The sequence below is a fragment of the Janthinobacterium foliorum genome, assembly GCF_978021625.1.
This window is the reverse complement of the sequence record NZ_CDXDQE010000098.1, coordinates 1-301: the sequence shown is the minus strand read 5'-3', so window position 1 is coordinate 301 and position 301 is coordinate 1. Positions and strand designations below refer to the sequence as shown.

The 301-nt window shown below is 50.8% G+C and carries 1 protein-coding gene; it reads left to right on the top strand.

From position 1 onward, the window contains the following. On the top strand, positions 1–301 hold a 301-nt coding region (locus ACZ92H_RS29675; RefSeq protein WP_465052406.1), incomplete at both ends, for a hypothetical protein.

Here is a 301-nt window from a genome sequence, read left to right as displayed (position 1 = left end):
TGGCGCAATATCGGAATGTATTAGAAAGCCGCACACTTACCGCAGAAGACATGGGCTGTGCCCTGTACTTCCCATATGCCGGCAAAGTACTCACCATTCCGGCACCAGCATCGCTGGGCATTCCCCCCAATACCGGCAAGTGCGTCAAATTTTTTGGGCTGGTCAATGCTGGAATACTGGTTGCTGCACCAGGCGTAAATATTGGATTTGATGTCGGCATGGTGCAAAGCATCACGATCAAGGTCGGCCAATACCTCACTCTGATGGAAACTGGGGGAAACGTTTGGCAAGTAATCGATTC